Genomic DNA, 17,798 nt, shown 5'->3' on the forward strand with positions numbered 1-17,798 from the left:
GCTTTTCTATAAATAAAAGGGAGGAACTATGAAACAAATAGACAATAAATATGCAAAACTCTTAATTACAACAGGAGTTAATGTTCAAAAAGGACAAACTTTAGTTATTAATGCGGATCCAATCCACCATGAGTTTGTAAATATCTTAGTAGAAGAAGCTTACAAGACAGGTGCAAAAGAAGTTATCGTAGAATATGCTAGTGAGTCACTTGCAAGACTCCATTATCTCTACAAAGACATTGAAGACCTTACAAACGTCCCTCAATGGACAATTGATAAGTATGATGATTATCTTACAAAAGATCTCTGTAAACTAGCTCTAAGAAGTCCTAATCCAGGTGTCATGGATGATGTTGACTCTAAAAAAATCACAGCTGCAACTCAAGCAAGAGGAAAAGCATTGGAACGTTATTCACAATACTCAATGAACAGTCTTGGTCAATGGCTAGTTGCTGCTTATCCAACAATCGCATGGGCAAAGAAAGTCTTTCCTGAACTCGGTGAACAAGAAGCATATGATAAATTATATGAATACATTCTTTATGCTTGTCGTGTAAGTGAAGACAATGATCCAGAAGCACTTTGGGAAGCTCATAACATTCAATTAGCAAAACAAAATAAAGCTCTGAATGACTATGACTTCAAAGCAGTTCATTTCAAAAACTCTAAAGGGACTGATATTACTGTTGGACTTGTAGAAGGACACATTTGGTCTGGTGGAAATGAACCTGGAGAAAACGGTGTTAAATTCAACGCGAATATTCCAACAGAAGAAACATTCACAACACCTGATCGAATGAATGTAAATGGAATTGTATACAATACTTTACCATTAAATAATAATGGACGTTTAATTGATAAATTCTGGTTGAAGTTTAAAGATGGTGAAGTCGTTGAATTTGATGCTGAAGTAGGTAAAGAAGCATTAAGTGAACTGCTAAATACCGATGAAAACAGTAAGAGAATTGGAGAAATTGCTCTTATCTCTGATGATTCTCCAATTTCAAACTTAAATACACTCTTCTACAATACTTTATTTGATGAGAATGCTTCATGCCATATGGCACTTGGACGTGGCTATCCATTAATTCCAAATGGTGGTAAGATGACAAAAGAAGAACTACTAGAACGTAATGTAAACCAGTCACTAATTCATGTTGACTTTATGTTTGGTAGCAGTGATATGCATGCAGATGGCATTACTAAAGATGGTAAAAATGTTGCGATAATTCGCGATGGAAATATTATTCTTTGATAAATTATAGGGACACTTATACAAAGTGTCCTATTTTTTTAGTAAAATTAATGATGAGTAAGAGGAGTGACTAGTTATGTTAGAGTTGATTGCAGAGTTATCTTTACCACTAGTAACAGACATAACTGAGTATGGTTCAAGAAAGAAATATATAGTAATTGGAATAATTAGAACAATACTAGGAATTGTATTTGGACTCATTAGTATCCTGCTTGTTTTTATTTCTAATAGGGTTGGAATGTTATTCCTTTCAATTCCTCTTATTATATATTGTGTGTATTTAGTTTCTATTGTCAATTATAAATCGTATGTTACTTACAGAGACAATGCTGTTAATGGTGTAGTAATTAAACCTAAAACACAATATTATAGATTTGACTAATTAAAGGGTGGCTTAGCTCATGGAAACATATATTGCTTTACTTAGAGGGATTAATGTAGGTGGTAAAAACTTAATCAAAATGGCTGAACTAAAAGTAGGTTTTGAGGATCGAGGTTTCGATAGTGTGAAAACATATATTAATAGTGGTAATGTACTATTTAAGTCGTCAATCAGAAGTATTGATGATATTCAACGTGATATAGAAACTATGATCATTGAATTATTTGGCTTAAATATACCGATAGTAGTCTATTCTAAAGGTCAATTGGAGGCAGTAACTTCCCATGCTCCAAGCTGGTGGAATCAAGAGAATAACACTTTGAATTATGCAATCTTTGTACTTCCTAAACTTACTGTTTCTGATGTATTTGAAGCCATAGGTGCACCCAATGTCGAATATGAACTTGTAGCTAATCATGAAAGAGTAATCTATTGGACAGCAGGCAGGAATAACTATGCAAAGACAAAGTGGTATAAGATATCTAGTTCATCGGTTAATAGTGGTGTAACAATTAGGAATTCAAACACTGTAAATAAATTAGTATTACTTGCGAATGAACTATAGAAATATTGAAAAGTTAGAATAAAACTGTGTCTATTTTAATGTTGGTGTTGACAAATGATAATTATTCAATCATAATATGTAAAAGCGATGAAAAGGAAAGTAACTTTTTGAAAGTTTACAAGAGAGTCTACGTTGGTGGGAGTAGATAAACGGAAGATTAGTGAAAAATGGCCTTGGAGCAAATTAGCTGAGACAGTAGTTTAGGTTAATTCGGGTTTGCCCGTTATAGCAATAGAGAATGATTGTTCTCGAAGAGGTCTGTAATCGTGAGATACAGATAAATTAAGGTGGTAACATGGGCAGCGCTCATCCTTGGGGATGGGCGCTTTTTAATGTCATAAAATAGATAAAGGAGGATAGATTATGGCACATAGAATTGATGAATATGTCGATACACAACATGAGACATATAAAGATATAGCTTTAAAGATTCATGAAAAACCGGAAGTAAGTAATTATGAGTTTTTCGCTAGTGAGACGTTGTCAGAACAGTTACGAAACGAGGGATTCGAAGTCATGCTTGATGTTGCAGGTCATAGAACAGGCTTTGATGCTCGATACAAGTCACAAAAACCAGGTCCTGTTGTTGCGTTTCTTGCTGAATATGATGCGCTTGTTGGTATTGGCCATGCTTGTGGTCATAATCTATTCGGAGCAACCTCATCGCTTGCTGGAGCAGCATTAAAACAAGTAATTGATGAAGTTGGTGGTGAAATTAGAGTATATGGAACACCAGGAGAAGAAGGTGGAGAAAACGGCTCTGCAAAAGGAAGCTTTGTTCGAGAAGGATTTCTCGATGATGTTGACTTTGCATTATGCGTTCATCCCGGTCATCTCCATGGTTTAACAACCACATCATTAGCAAATGATCCAGTGGATGTCGAGTTCTTTGGAAAACCAAGTCATGCAGCTGCATCACCAGAAAAAGGAATCAATGCACTAGATGCAGTAATTCAGGTATTTAACTCAATTAATGCCTTACGAGAACATCTATCAAGTGATGTAAGAATTCATGGAATCATTACTCATGGTGGGGATGCTCCCAATGTAGTTCCAGAATATGCATCAGCAAGATTCTACTTACGAGCAGAGGCTAGACCAACACTTAACGATGTGTACGCTAAATTTGAAAACATTGTTAAAGCAGCAGCACTTGCAACAGGTTGTACTTATAAATTTGGTTTATTCCAGAACTCAGTAGATAATACAGTATTAACCCCATTGTTTGATGAAGTATACGAAAAGGTACTCAATCAATATGGTGAAGTCATAGGTAACCGAGATGTTAGAGGTGGAGGATCGACTGATGTTGGAAATATTAGTCAAGTAGTACCAACTATTCAGCCTCATATCAATATTATTAACGAGCCAACTTCAGTTCATACAGTTGAATTTAGAGAAGCAGCAAAGAGTGAATTAGGTTTAGATTCTATATCACTTGGAGCTAAAGTCTTAGCTAATACAGCCTTAGAACTGATCCAGAATTCAGAATTACTGGAAAGAATTAAACAAGAACACAAACTTAACTTAGAAAAACAAGCATAAAGAAATGAGAGAGGTAGAAGTATGATTGAGTTTAGAAATGTTTCGAAAACATTCGTGACAGAGTCAAATACTGTGCATGCAGTCCGTGATGTTTCATTTACAATTCAAGATAAAGAAATATTTGGAGTCATTGGATTTAGTGGAGCAGGAAAAAGTACACTTGTACGTTGCATCAATATGTTAGAACGTCCAACAAGTGGTGATGTACTCATTAAAGATGTCGTCATTAATGAATTAAGTCCAAAAGAACTTCGAAATCAACGCAAAAAGATAGGAATGATTTTCCAAGGATTTAATCTTCTTGAATCACGTACAATATTTGATAATGTTGCATTTCCTTTAAAAGATGAGAAATTACCGAAGAATAAATTGAAGGAAAAAGTAGGAGGGTTGCTGGAACTCGTTGGTATCAGTGATAAAGCAGATGCCTATCCATCACAGTTATCAGGTGGTCAAAAACAGCGTGTAGCAATCGCAAGGGCTTTAGCAAATGATCCTGATATTCTACTATGTGACGAAGCAACATCGGCACTTGATCCGCAAACTACCAAAACAATCCTAAAGCTTTTAAAAGAAGTTAATGTACGCTTAGGAGTTACAATCGTAATCATTACCCATGAAATGGCAGTAATTAAAGAAATTTGTGACCGTGTCGCGGTTATGGAAGATGGTTATGTTAAAGAGTTAAATACAGTCGTTAATATTTTCTCGAATCCAGAGGCTTCTATCACTAAAGATTTCGTTAATAACACAACGAATTTAGAATCATTAAATGAAATTGTAGAAAAGAAACCAGAAATATTACAGATTCAAGAGGATCAGCAATTAATTAAACTTAGCTTCCATGGCAGTAATACCAAAGAAGCGCAAATATCTGAAATTAGTTCCAAGTTTGATGTTAGTGCAAGTATAATCTTCGCAAACGTTGAAATAATACAAGATGAAATTATTGGAACATTAGTAGTTATTCTTACAGGAGATAGAAAAGTAGAAGCGATACAATACTTAGAAGCACAAGGAACGAATGTTGAGGTGATTGAAAATGTCAGATCTATTAACTAAATATTTGCCAAATGTCATTAAGATGCAAGACATGTATTTTAAAGCAATTCAGCAGACAGCTTATATGATGCTTTATAGTAGCATTTTCTCATTATCAATTGGCTTAGTTCTAGGAGTTGTATTGGTTGTTACACGTGAAGGTGGAATCTTAGAAAATAAGTATATCTATCACTCACTTGATAAGATAAGTAATGTGTTCAGATCAGTACCATTTATTATCTTAATTACAGGTATTCTACCATTAACTCGAATCTTAATAGGAGTCGGAATTGGTGCAAAAGCAACAATCTTCCCATTGACTCTAGGTTGCGTGCCATTCTTCATGAGACAGGTAGATATGGCATTATCAGATATTGATCCTGGTCTTATCGAAGCGGCAGAATCAATGGGATTGTCTCCGTTCAAAATTATTACACGCGTTTATATTAAAGAAAGTATTCCAGCGCTTGTACGTTCAGTAACGATTACACTGGTAAGTCTATTAGGACTTACAGCGATGGCAGGAACAGTTGGAGGCGGAGGATTGGGTGACTTTGCGGTAAACGTAGGACATGCTCGAAACTTTAACGACATCATTTATGTATCTGTTATTACAATTTTAGTAATAGTAACGCTTATTCAAGGAATTGGAAATTTAGTTATTAAGAAAGTTCAACATTAAGGAGAAAGAACATGAAAAAAATATTATTAGTTGCATTAAGTCTATTAGTTTTAGTAGGTTGTTCAAGTAAATCAAGTACTGAAAAAGAATTAACGACTGTTAAAGTAGGTATTGTAGGTACTGATTCAGTTGTATGGAATTACGTTAAAGAAGAAGCTGCAAAAGAAGGTATCACAGTTGAAGTTGTTGCATTTAGTGACTATAAAATGCCAAATGCTGCACTACACTCAAAAGAATTACAATTAAATGCTTTCCAACACCAAGTGTATTTAGAGAATGAAATTGAAAGTTTTGGATACAATATTTCAGAAATTGGAAAAACTTATATTGCTCCTTTAGGAATCTATTCAAAGAAACTTACAAGTTTAAAAGACCTTAACGATGGTGACAAAATTGCGATTCCTAACGATGTTACCAATGGTGGTCGTGCACTACAATTATTACAAGCAAACGGACTTATTAAATTAAATGATGCGAAATTCCCTACATTAAATGATATTGTTGAGAATCCTCGTAAATTTGAAATCATTGAATTAGCTGCAGCAATCATTCCAGGGGCTCTTCCAGATGTAGCTGTTGCTGCAATTAACTCAGGTATTGCAGTAGATTCAGGATTAAACCCATCTTCAGATGCTATCGCAATTGAGCAAGTAGATGTTTCAGCAGATAACCCATACGTAAACTTAATAGCTGTACATAATGATTACAAAAATGATCCAGCAATTAAGAAGATTTTAGAAATCTTCCATACTGACAAAGTAAAAGAATTGGTTATTGAAGATAGTAAAGGTGCTTATTTACCGGTCTGGTAATAAGCAATATCAAGTTTTACTTGGAAAATCAGTTCTCAGTTAGAAGATTCAGTCAGGGAGATGAAGAAACACTTGTTCAGGTTATTAGAGAAAACCTAACACAGATCAATCAACATGATTATGGTATTGAAAGCATGAACGAGCTTGCCGTAAGCTTCACACCACAGAAAATACTAAGGCAATCTTTGCTAGGTAATATGTATGTGGGTGTTGATGATGATACGAATGAAGTCATTGCTTGCGTAACAATTGCACCATTCTTCGAATCAAAGACAGAATCGATTCTCTTATCATTCTTTGTGGATGTGAGATACCATCGAAAAGGTATTGGTAGGTTGTTGTTTAATGCGATAAAAAATGATTCATATTATCTAAGAGCACGACGTATTGAAGTTCCTTCGTCACTCTATGCAGAAAAGTTTTATCTCAAACTAGGGTTTGAGTATAAAAATAAAATCAGAAGCTTAGATTCACAGAATTATGTTCGTATGGAAATTTTAAGGTAGAATTAAATTGCTTGATTATTTAGCATAAAAAGATATAATAGTATCATAAACATTGATAAGGACATGAGTATTAGATATCCGAACTAGAGAGTGAAGCGCTTGGTGAAAGCTTCTCGTAGGAATTAATGCTTACCACCTTGGAGTTGAATTTTCGAAAAAATTCCGTAGCTGGCGTTAACAGAAATGAAGTGCACTTATGTGAATAAAGGTGGTACCGCGATAGCTCGTCCTTTGGATTAGCTTTTGCGGTATTTTTATATTAGAAAGAAGGATTGACATGATTAATATTAAAGAAGACCCACAATTAAATGTATTGAATCACTCTTCAGCTCACTTATTAGCTCAAGCAGTTAAACGTCTTTACCCTCAAGCAAAATTCTGGGTAGGTCCTGTAATTGAAGATGGGTTCTATTATGATATGGATTTAGGGGATGTAAAACTTACAGAAGAAGACTTACCAAAAATTGAATCAATGATGCGTAAGATCTCTAAGGAAGATAAACGAATTTCAAGAATTGAACTTTCAAAAGCTGAAGCACTTGATATGTTCAAAGATGATGAATACAAGCTCGACATCATCAACAATCTTCCTGAAGAAGATGTAATTTCAGCATACCAACAAGCAGAATTTGTAGACTTATGTCGTGGTCCTCACGTTGAGTCCACAAAGAAAATGAAACATTTTAAATTGCTCAAAGTTTCTGGTGCTTACTGGAAAGGCGATGCTAAGAACAAAATGCTTCAACGTGTTTATGGTATTACTTTTGAAACAAAAGAAGAGTTGGATCAATATTTAGAATGGCTAGAAGCAGCTAAACTTAGAGATCATAAAAAGATTGGTCGAGAAATGGGACTATTCATGATGAGTGAGTACGGTCCTGGTTTCCCATTCTGGTTACCTAATGGAATGAAGTTAAGACAAGCACTTGAATCATGGTATCATGAAGTCCACATTCGTCGTGGCTATGATTTCCTACAAACACCAATTATGTTGAATAAAGAGTTGTGGGAAATTTCTGGACACTGGGGTAATTACAATGACAACATGTATACTTCAATCATTGATGATCGTGACTTTGCAATTAAACCAATGAACTGTCCTGGTGGAATCTTAGCGTATAAGAACGGTTTACACTCATACCGTGATCTACCAATTCGATTAGCAGAGATGGGACATGTTCACCGTCACGAAGCAAGTGGAGCATTAAATGGACTCTTTAGAGTTCGTGCGTTTACACAAGATGATGCTCATATTTTCTTAACAGAAGATCAATTGCAAAGCGAAATTATTGAAATCCTTGATTTCATTGATGAAATTTATTCAGTATTTGGATTAAGTTACACAATCGAATTATCAACACGTCCTGAAGATAAATACATTGGAGAAATTGAAGTGTGGGATCGTTCAGAACTTGCACTTGAAAATGCAATGAAAGCAGCTGGTCGTGATTACAAGATTAATGAGGGAGATGGTGCATTCTATGGACCAAAACTTGACTTTAAAGTTCGTGACTCATTAAACCGTGTATGGCAATGTGGAACTGTACAATTAGATATGAACTTACCAGAACGTTTCGACATCTCATATGTTGATGCGCAAGGTCAAAAACAACGTCCAATTATGTTACACCGTGCAATCTTTGGTTCGATTGAACGTTTTATTGGTATTCTTATTGAACACTTTGCAGGGGGCTTCCCAGTATGGATGGCACCACAACAAGTTGAGATTATTCCAGTTAATACAGAGTTCCATTTAGATTATGCATACGAAGTTGAAGGACTCTTAAAAGATATGGGCGTTAGAGCTCACGTTGATGCTCGTAATGAAAAACTTGGATATCGTTTAAGAGAAGCACAGACAAATAAGATTCCTCACCAAATCATTATCGGTGATAAGGAAATCGAAAGTCGTGGCATTAACTTACGTCGTTATGGCGAGCGTGCACAAAATCCATTTGCTTTAGATGCATATCTTGAACTATTAGCAAAAGAAATTGAAAACAAAGAAATTCATGAAATTAAAGAATAGACTCCACTTGGAGTCTTTTTTTATGAAGAGTTTGTGAACTCGATAATTTTATTAAAAAAATATTGACATGAAAAAGCAGATAAAATAAAATAATAAAGTGCTTTTTCTGGTTGAAAAGCTGAAGAAACCATTCAGGTTTTAAGCAAAGGGGTAACATGTTTACCCCTTTTTCTATTCTTAAGGAGGAATTGATGTCACGAAATATATACGATTCACCGTTGTCAAAACGGTATGCAGGTAGCGAAATGAAGTATATCTTCTCGGAAGATAAAAAGTTTAAGACATGGCGTCGTTTGTGGATAGCATTAGCAGAAGCTGAGAAATCATTAGGTTTGCCTATTACGCAAGAACAAATTGATGAACTCAAAGCGTATCAAGACGACATTAACTATGAGGTAGCTGAAGCTCGTGAGCGTGAGGTAAGACACGATGTAATGAGTCATGTTTATGCTTATGGTGTACAGTGTCCTAAAGCGGCTCCTATCATTCATTTGGGTGCTACATCTTGTTATGTAGGGGATAATACTGATCTCATATTAATGCATGAAGCATTAGTCTTAGTAAAGGAAGGAATTCTAGCGACAATTCAGGAACTTGCTATATTTGCAGAAAAATATTCAGAGCTACCTTGTCTTGGATTTACGCACTTCCAAGCGGCTCAACCAACGACGGTAGGAAAAAGAGCAACACTATGGATACAGGATTTGCTTTTTGACTTAGATGATGTAGAATATCAACTTTCAAAAACAAAACTATTAGGTTCAAAAGGAACAACCGGAACCCAAGCTAGTTTTATGGAGTTATTTGAAGGTGATTATGAAAAAGTAAAAGAGTGTGATGTTCTCATTGCTAAGAAGATGGGATATGACAATGTAATTTCCGTATCAGGGCAGACGTATACTCGAAAAATAGACAGTCAGGTCTTAAATGTCTTGAGTGGTATTGCGCAGAGTGCTGCAAAATTCTCTAATGATATTAGACTCCTACAACATTTGAAAGAAATCGAAGAACCTTTTGAGAAAAATCAAATTGGCTCTTCTGCAATGGCATACAAGCGCAACCCAATGCGAAGTGAACGAATTGCTGGCTTAGCTCGTTATGTAATAGCAGATAGTCTTAATCCTTCTATTACAGCAGCAACACAATGGTTTGAAAGAACTTTAGATGATTCAGCAAACAAGCGTATTAGTATACCTGAAGCATTTTTAGCAGTTGATGGTATTTTACGATTGTATGCAAATGTTGCCAGTGGATTAGTAGTTTACCCAAAAGTAATTCAAAAGAATTTAGAAAACGAGTTACCTTTTATGGCAACCGAGAATATTATTATGGATGCTGTAAAGAAAGGTGGAGATCGTCAAGAACTACATGAAAGAATCCGTGTTCACTCAATGGAAGCAGGGCGATTGGTTAAACAAGAGGGATTGAAGAACGACCTATTATCAAGAATTCTTAATGATCCTATTTTCGAAATCAATGAAGAAGAATTAGAAGAAATAATGAAACCAGAAAACTTTGTGGGCTGTGCTCCACAACAAACTCGTGATTTCTTGGAAAGAGAAGTTTTTCCAAGAATATCGACACTAAAAAACAAACAAGAAGACATCATAATATAGGGGGAAAACATATGGTAAAAGCAATAGTAGGTGCCTGTTGGGGCGATGAAGGTAAGGGTAAGATTACAGATATGCTTGCCGATACATCAGATATTGTCGTGAGATTTCAAGGAGGGGCAAATGCAGGTCATACAATAATAAATAAGTATGGAAAATTCGCCTTACATCAACTTCCTTCAGGAGTTTTCCATGAGAATATTATTAACGTTATTGGTAATGGAGTTGCATTAAGTGTCGAAAACTTGGTAAGTGAAATTGAAGAAATCGTGAGTCGAGGAGTTCCAATGCCTAAGATCGTTGTTTCTGATCGTTGCCAAATTGTTATGCCATATCACAAAGACTTAGATAGATTAGAAGAAGAGCGATTATCAGATCGTGCTTTTGGATCAACAAAGTCTGGAATTGCACCATTTTATTCTGATAAGTATGCGAAGTTAGGTTTTCAAGTCAGTGAATTATTCGATGACAAAGATTCGCTAATGAAAAAAATACATCACGTATTGGAAGTTAAAAATACGATGTTTACTTCTTTATACAATCAAAAACCTTTGATTGCTGAAGAGGTATTTGAAGTGTTAATGACATATAAAGAACAATTGACTCCCTATGTAGCTGATACATTTGAACTCCTTTATGAAGCGATTCAACAAAACAAAAGTATTCTTCTTGAAGGTCAATTGGGATCATTAAAAGATACGGATCACGGAATTTATCCTATGGTTACATCATCATCTACTTTAGCTGGTTTTGGTACAATTGGCGCAGGTATTGCACCCTATGAAATTACTGAAGTAATAACTGTTGTGAAGGCTTATTCTAGTGCTGTTGGAGCTGGAGAGTTTATCAGTGAGATTTTCGGAGAAGAAGCTGATTTACTACGTAAAAATGGTGGAGATGGTGGTGAGTACGGTGCAACTACAGGACGCCCACGAAGAATGGGGTGGCTCGATATTGTTGCTTCACGCTATGGCTGTCGTCTTCAAGGAGCAACATCGATTGCCTTTACCGTGCTTGATGCCTTAAGTTATCTTGATGAAATACCAGTCTGTGTTGCCTATGAACTCGATGGAGTTCGTATCGATTCATTCCCTGCAACATCTAAATTAAAACATTGTAAACCAATCTTTGAAATATTACCAGGTTGGAAAGAGGATATTCGTGGAATTACTGATTATAGTAAACTTCCTGACAATGCAAAAAAATATATTGAATTTGCTGAAAAACAAATTGGAGTGCCTATTACATTGATATCTAATGGACCAGCACGAGAAGATATAATTAAAAAATAATATATTCAGAGCACTTCATATGTATTGGAATGCTCTGTTTCCATCATAAACATTGTAAGCGTTTACTTTGTTTCGCATGAAAACATCTGTCATGACAGCACTTTCACACGATTTCATGTGAAAGAAGAGTTCATATGATTGATTTAATGTTGCTTATAAGGTAAACTTTAATCGTAAGAGAATAGGGAGGATACTATGAAAAAACTCTTCAAAAGTACTATATTAGCTTTATTAGTATTAACTTTGGTTGCATGTTCTAGTGGGGACAAAGGAACAGATAAGCCAGCAAACGACAAACTCGGTGAAAACAGTTTATACTTAATCACTGACGTTGGAACCATCGATGACCGTTCATTTAACCAAGGGTCATGGGAAGGTTTAAAACAATATGCTGACGAAATTGGTGTTAAACCAGTTTATCTTCAACCAAAAGAAGAATCAGACCAAGAATACTTAGCACAAATCTCAACAGCTGTTGAAGCAGGTGCTAAAGTTGTGGTAACACCTGGATTTATGTTTGAAAAAGCTGTTCATGAAGCACAAACACTTTATCCAGAAGTAAAATTCATCTTAGTTGATGGTGAGCCACGTGCTAACCAAGATGCAGAAGCTGAGTATCAAGAAAATACAGTGGGAATTCTTTACCAAGAAGAACAAGCTGGTTTCTTAGCTGGTTATGCAGCAGTTAAAGAAGGATTTACTAAATTAGGTTACATGGGTGGATATGCTGTTCCTGCAGTTGTTCGTTTCGGATACGGTTACGTTGATGGAGCAAACTATGCAGCTAAAGAAATGGACAAGCAAATCTCTGTTCGTTATACATACTTAAACTCATTCAACCCAGATCCACAATGGGAAGCACAAGCTAGTGCTTGGTACGTTGATGGTATCGAAGTAATTTTCTCAGCAGCAGGTGGAGCAGGTAACTCAGTAATGGCTTCTGCAGCAAAAGCAGACAACAAATGGGTTATCGGAGTTGACGTTGATCAAAAAGCAGAATCTGAAAAAGTATTAACATCTTCAATGAAGAACTTAAAAGGTTCTGTATATGAAGCAGTTAAATCAGTTGGAGAAGGTAAATTTGTTGGTGGTAAAACAACACGTCTATCAATTGACCAAGACATGGTTCAAATCTCTGATGACCTCTCACGTTTCAAAAACTTTACAAAAGCTGACTATGATGCAATTGTTAAAAAGTTAAAAGATGACGTTGATGGAGTCAAGAAAAATATTCCTGGCGTTGAATCAGCAGAAAAAATTACAGATTTAGAATTCTCAAACACAACAGTAGAATTACGCTAAAATCTGAATTAAACGAAGCTCTCATATAAAAAACCTATGAGAGCTTTTTTATTTCAATGAATAATTAATATTACATAATGAATTGTTGTATAATATAATGTGGTTAGTAAAAGGAGTTCATCATGAATACTGTTATAGAAATGAAAAACATTACAAAAGTTTTTCCCGGTATTGTGGCCAACGATGATGTTTCTTTAGAACTTCGTAAAGGAGAAATTCTCGCTTTACTTGGTGAAAATGGAGCTGGTAAGTCTACACTAATGTCCGTTCTTTTTGGTTTGTATGAGCCAGAAAATGGAGAAATCTTTGTGAACGGAGAAAAAGTAAATATCTCCAATCCAAACGATGCTACACGTTACGGCATTGGGATGGTTCACCAGCATTTTAAATTGGTCCAAAATTTTACTGTTTTAGAAAATATTGTGTTGGGAATAGAACCTACTTCAAAAGGTGTTCTCTCACTAAAGGAAGCACGTAAACGTGTCGTTGAATTATCAGAACAATATAGTTTTAATATTGATCCTGATGCGAAAATAGAAGATATTTCTGTAGGGATGCAACAACGTGTTGAAATTATCAAAATGTTATATCGTAATAATGATATATTAATTTTTGATGAGCCTACTGCTGTTTTAACTCCACAAGAAATTGATGAATTAATGGACATTATGGATAGTCTTATTAAAGAAGGAAAATCCATTATTTTCATTACTCATAAACTTGTAGAGATTAAACGAGTAGCGGATAGAGTTACAGTTCTTCGCAAGGGGAAGAGCGTAGGAACTGTAGATGTAAAGACTACTTCAGTAGAGGAAATGTCAGAGCTGATGGTTGGGCGTAAAGTCAATTTAACATTTGATATTCCTGAACCAACTATTGGTAATACTGTATTAAAAGTACGTGATTTGAATTATAATCCTCCGACTCATTCTTCTAAATCACTCCATAATGTAAGTTTTGATTTACGTGAAGGTGAAATATTAGGTATTGCAGGTATTGAAGGTAATGGACAGACAGAGTTAGTCTATGCACTAACTGGTTTATTACCAGGATATACCGGTTCTATCGTACTTAATAATAAAGATATCTCTAATTCTAATGTTAGAGTTAGAAACACTTCCGGCATTTCTCATATTCCTGAAGACCGTCAAAAACACGGACTCATTCTTGATTATTCATTAGAAGAAAATTTAGCTCTAAAAGAATACTTAGACAAGAGTTTACAGAAGAATGGTCTTATTAATTTTTCTAAACGTAAAGTTTATGCTGATTCGCTAATAGAACGCTTCGATATTCGTAGTGGAGAAGGTGTAAAAACACGTGTGCGAAGCATGTCAGGTGGTAACCAACAAAAAGCTATTGTTGCTCGTGAAATGAATCGTGATCATAATGTATTAGTTGCAGTTCAGCCAACTCGAGGACTTGATGTTGGTGCTATTGAATACATTCATAAGCAAATCCTTAAAGAGCGAAGTGAAGGAAAAGCTGTTCTTATGGTTTCCTTAGAGCTTAGTGAGGTTCTTGGTCTGTCTGATCGTATATTAGTTATGTATAAAGGTGAAATTGTTGCTGAGTTAGATCCAAAAACTGTAACTGAACAAGAGTTTGGATTATATATGGCAGGTGCGAAACGTGAGGAAGTAAGCTATGAAAAATAATAAATTTATAACCTTAATTAAACCAGCACTTCCATCACTTATTTCTATTGCTATTGGAATGGTTATCGCTGTCATCATCTTATTGTTTACCAATCCAAATAATGCTCTTGATGGATTGGTTAGAATGTTGAAAGGTCCGTTCAACTTTGGTTTACAACGTGGTTTAGGGAATATGTTGTACTTTGCAACACCAATACTCCTTACAGGACTTTCTGTTGCTTTTGCGTTTAAGACTGGTCTATTCAATATTGGAGCATCTGGTCAATTTATGGTTGGATCATTTACAGCTATCTATATTGCTGTTAAATGGACCTTCATTCCGCCAAGTGTATTGTGGATAGTATCTTTAATCGGAGCAGCACTCGCTGGAGCTCTATGGGCTTCTGTAGTCGGTATCCTTAAAGCATGGCGTAATGTTAATGAGGTTATTACCTCAATAATGATGAACTATATCGGTATGTATGTTGTACTGTTTCTGATTAAAGCTATGGGCATCTATAACAGTCTTAAAAACGAAACAATGCCTGTTAAAACTAATTTACCTAAAGCAGGTTTAGATATTATTTTTAAAGGATCGTTTGCTGATGTTGGTATTCTTATTGGTATCGCTGGGGCAATATTAATCTACTTTATCTTAGAGAAAACAACATTCGGGTTTGAATTAAAAGCAGTAGGATTAAATAAAGATGCATCAGAGTATGCAGGAATTAATCAAAAGAGAAATATCATTCTTTCGATGGTTATTGCTGGGGCTCTTGCAGGTTTAGCAGGTGGTGTAGCTTATCTTGCGAAGACAGGTAAAAGTATCAAGCTTGTTCAAGTGCTTGCACCGGAAGGATATAGCGGAATTGCTGTAGCCTTACTCGCTGCTAATAATCCTATTGGTGTAATTTTTTCATCATTCTTTATTTCTTACATGTCCTTAGGTGGTCAGTCAATGCAAACAATTGGCTATGTTCCTGAGATTATCGACATGATGATTGCTGTTATCTTATACATATCAGCACTATCTAGTTTATTTGCAATCTTATTGAATAAGTATCGTAAGAAAAAGAAACCACAAATAGCACAGGAGGAAGAATAATATGGAAGTAGTAGCATTCTTAGTCCAACAAACAATGTTATTTGCAATTCCTTTGCTTGTCGTTGCACTTGCAGGTATGTTCTCTGAACGTAGTGGTGTTGTGAATATTGCCTTAGAAGGTATTATGATTATTGGTGCATTTACTGGTACTTTATTTATTCACTTTATGCAAAAAAGTGAAGCTCTATTAGGTTATCCAATGCTAATCATTGCATTGCTAATTGCTGCTATATCAGGTATGATCTTCTCACTATTCCATGCTTATGCATCAATCAATATGTCGGCGGATCAAACAATTTCTGGTACAGCATTGAATCTATTTGCACCTGCATTCGCAGTGTTTACAGCTCGTTCAATTATTGGTATTCAACAAATTAACTTTAGTTACCCATTTAGAATTGAAAAAATTCCATTGTTGGGTGATATTCCAGTTATTGGTGAGTTATTCTTCCAAAAAGCTTACTTAACGACATACCTTGGTTTCTTAATCCTATTAGTCTCAAGTTTCGTACTATTTAAAACTCGATTTGGTTTAAGACTCCGTTCTGCTGGTGAAAACCCTCAAGCAACGGATGCTGCAGGTATTAGTGTTCAAAAGATTCGTTATTCAGGCGTTCTAATTTCTGGAGCTTTAGCAGGACTTGGAGGTCTAATCTACATCTTACCAATTACAGTTAACTTTAATGGGGATGTAGCTGGATACGGATTCTTGGCAATTGCAGTTCTTATATTTGGTCAATGGCGTCCTCGTAATATTTTCTTTGCTGCATTATTCTTTGGTTTACTCAAGACAGTCTCAGCAGCTTACACAGGTATTCCATTCCTATATAATTTAAATATTCCACAAATTGTTTATCAAGTAGTCCCATATCTTGCTACAATGCTTGCATTGGTATTTACTTCGAAGAAATCGGAAGGACCTAAGGCTTTAGGTGAACCGTTCGATAAAGGTAAACGATAAAATGAAAACAAGTCTCACATTGAGACTTGTTTTTTACTATACGAGTAGACTAACAATATAGTACTGAGCGATTAATGAAACAATCACTACAGAGGTATCTATTATCACACCTGCGAGCATTGGTTTATAACCCATGTTCTTAACTTCTTTAAGGCTTGTTTTCATTCCTATGGATGCAAGAGCCATTGCTAAACAGAATTTAGAGACGAAAGAAATTGAAGAAACTGCTTCTAGAGGTATGAGTCCTGTGCTTCGTATTCCTACGACGGCTACAAAGCCAAGAATAAACCATGGGAATATTTTGAAGAAGTTTATTTTTGGTCTATCTATACTTTGTCCTTCAGATACTTCGCTTGCTTCACGTTTTGCGTAGATGAATGAAAAGATAATCACAATAGGAATGATAAATAATGTCCGAGTAAGTTTTACGATAGTTGCTAATGAACCTGCTACGTCTGAGAAGGCGTATCCTGCAGCCACTACAGAGCTTGTATCGTTTACCGCAGTACCAATCCAAAGTCCATACCCCGTGTCTGTAAGGCCAAGTAAATGACCAATCCAAGGGAATAGTAGTACAGTAATCAAATCAAATACGAAGGTAGCAGATATAGCATACGCGATGTCGCTATCTTTTGCTTTGATTGTAGGACCTAGAGTTGCAACAGCGGTTCCCCCACAAATTGCGGTACTGACAGAAAGCAAGCTCGATAGTTTCCAATTAATCTTAAAGAACTTTCGACAAAGAATCCCAACTCCAAAGGCAGTGGAAAGGGTAAAGACCATTAAGATAAGTGCATGTTGTCCTGTTTCAATAATTTGAGAAAAACTTAAGGTAATCCCTGATAAGATAATTCCGAGTTTTAAAATTCTTTTTGAAGTCCAATTAATACCAGATTCAAATAGAGTTCTCTTTTCTACAAACGGATTCAGTAACATCCCAATAATTAGAGAAGTTAAAGATAATCCCAGTACATCGTTTGGTATGAGTTGATTAAATAAATAAGATGTTGCAGCTACGAAGAAACTTAATCCAACTCCGTAGTATATCGTCTTCTTTGTACTCACATGAAG

The 17,798-nt window shown here is 35.5% G+C and carries 16 protein-coding genes and 1 other annotated feature; of the genes, 15 read left to right on the plus strand and 1 reads right to left on the minus strand.

Features of this window, described 5'->3' with window-relative positions:
* Positions 1–28 precede the first annotated feature (28 nt).
* From G7059_RS06010 to G7059_RS06080, 15 genes are all read left to right on the plus strand, one after another.
* Positions 29–1,255 carry an aminopeptidase gene (locus tag G7059_RS06010; RefSeq protein ID WP_166081177.1) on the plus strand — a complete coding sequence of 409 codons (1,227 nt, stop codon included), beginning with the start codon at positions 29–31 and terminating at the stop codon, positions 1,253–1,255.
* Between the two features lie 76 nt (positions 1,256–1,331).
* A complete protein-coding gene (locus tag G7059_RS06015) occupies positions 1,332–1,637 on the plus strand; it encodes a hypothetical protein (RefSeq protein WP_166081178.1) in 306 nt (101 codons plus the stop codon).
* Between the two features lie 19 nt (positions 1,638–1,656).
* On the plus strand, positions 1,657–2,202 hold the full coding sequence (locus tag G7059_RS06020) for a DUF1697 domain-containing protein (RefSeq protein WP_166081179.1): 546 nt from the start codon (positions 1,657–1,659) through the stop codon (positions 2,200–2,202).
* Between the two features lie 78 nt (positions 2,203–2,280).
* Positions 2,281–2,519: a binding site (T-box leader), on the plus strand.
* Positions 2,520–2,565: 46 nt separating this feature from the next.
* Complete coding sequence (locus tag G7059_RS06025; protein ID WP_166081180.1) at positions 2,566–3,747, plus strand: M20 family metallopeptidase; 1,182 nt, start codon at positions 2,566–2,568, stop codon at positions 3,745–3,747.
* Positions 3,748–3,768: 21 nt separating this feature from the next.
* On the plus strand, positions 3,769–4,809 hold the full coding sequence (locus tag G7059_RS06030) for a methionine ABC transporter ATP-binding protein (protein WP_166081181.1): 1,041 nt from the start codon (positions 3,769–3,771) through the stop codon (positions 4,807–4,809).
* The gene (locus G7059_RS06035) at positions 4,790–5,470 is read left to right on the plus strand and encodes a methionine ABC transporter permease (protein WP_166081182.1); all 681 of its coding nucleotides are present in this window, start codon (positions 4,790–4,792) and stop codon (positions 5,468–5,470) included. The genes G7059_RS06030 and G7059_RS06035 overlap by 20 nt, the downstream gene beginning before the upstream one ends.
* A gap of 11 nt (positions 5,471–5,481) precedes the next feature.
* The gene (locus G7059_RS06040; protein WP_166081183.1) at positions 5,482–6,282 is read left to right on the plus strand and encodes a MetQ/NlpA family ABC transporter substrate-binding protein; all 801 of its coding nucleotides are present in this window, start codon (positions 5,482–5,484) and stop codon (positions 6,280–6,282) included.
* 20 nt (positions 6,283–6,302) lie between these two features.
* Positions 6,303–6,788: a GNAT family N-acetyltransferase gene (locus tag G7059_RS06045; protein WP_166081184.1), complete on the plus strand. Its 486-nt coding sequence runs from the start codon at positions 6,303–6,305 to the stop codon at positions 6,786–6,788.
* A gap of 277 nt (positions 6,789–7,065) precedes the next feature.
* Entirely contained in the window at positions 7,066–8,817 is a 1,752-nt protein-coding gene (gene thrS, locus G7059_RS06050) for a threonine--tRNA ligase (protein WP_166081185.1), read from the plus strand.
* 191 nt (positions 8,818–9,008) lie between these two features.
* The gene (gene purB / locus G7059_RS06055; protein WP_166081186.1) at positions 9,009–10,433 is read left to right on the plus strand and encodes an adenylosuccinate lyase; all 1,425 of its coding nucleotides are present in this window, start codon (positions 9,009–9,011) and stop codon (positions 10,431–10,433) included.
* An 11-nt stretch (positions 10,434–10,444) separates the two neighbouring features.
* Positions 10,445–11,722, plus strand: a complete 1,278-nt coding sequence (locus tag G7059_RS06060) for an adenylosuccinate synthase (RefSeq protein ID WP_166081188.1) — start codon at positions 10,445–10,447, stop codon at positions 11,720–11,722.
* A gap of 195 nt (positions 11,723–11,917) precedes the next feature.
* Positions 11,918–13,024 carry a BMP family protein gene (locus tag G7059_RS06065; protein WP_166081189.1) on the plus strand — a complete coding sequence of 369 codons (1,107 nt, stop codon included), beginning with the start codon at positions 11,918–11,920 and terminating at the stop codon, positions 13,022–13,024.
* A 122-nt stretch (positions 13,025–13,146) separates the two neighbouring features.
* Positions 13,147–14,682, plus strand: a complete 1,536-nt coding sequence (locus tag G7059_RS06070; protein ID WP_166081190.1) for an ABC transporter ATP-binding protein — start codon at positions 13,147–13,149, stop codon at positions 14,680–14,682.
* Entirely contained in the window at positions 14,672–15,766 is a 1,095-nt protein-coding gene (locus tag G7059_RS06075) for an ABC transporter permease (RefSeq protein ID WP_166081191.1), read from the plus strand. The genes G7059_RS06070 and G7059_RS06075 overlap by 11 nt, the downstream gene beginning before the upstream one ends.
* Position 15,767: 1 nt before the next feature.
* Positions 15,768–16,727 carry an ABC transporter permease gene (locus tag G7059_RS06080; protein ID WP_166081192.1) on the plus strand — a complete coding sequence of 320 codons (960 nt, stop codon included), beginning with the start codon at positions 15,768–15,770 and terminating at the stop codon, positions 16,725–16,727.
* Positions 16,728–16,763: 36 nt separating this feature from the next.
* Here G7059_RS06080 and G7059_RS06085 read toward each other — a convergent pair whose 3' ends face one another.
* Positions 16,764–17,792 carry a YeiH family protein gene (locus G7059_RS06085; RefSeq protein ID WP_240920448.1) on the minus strand — a complete coding sequence of 343 codons (1,029 nt, stop codon included), beginning with the start codon at positions 17,790–17,792 and terminating at the stop codon, positions 16,764–16,766.
* Between the last annotated feature and the right edge of the window lie 6 nt (positions 17,793–17,798).

It is taken from the genome of Erysipelothrix sp. HDW6A, assembly GCF_011400295.1.
GTDB lineage: Bacteria > Bacillota_I > Bacilli_A > Erysipelotrichales > Erysipelotrichaceae > Erysipelothrix.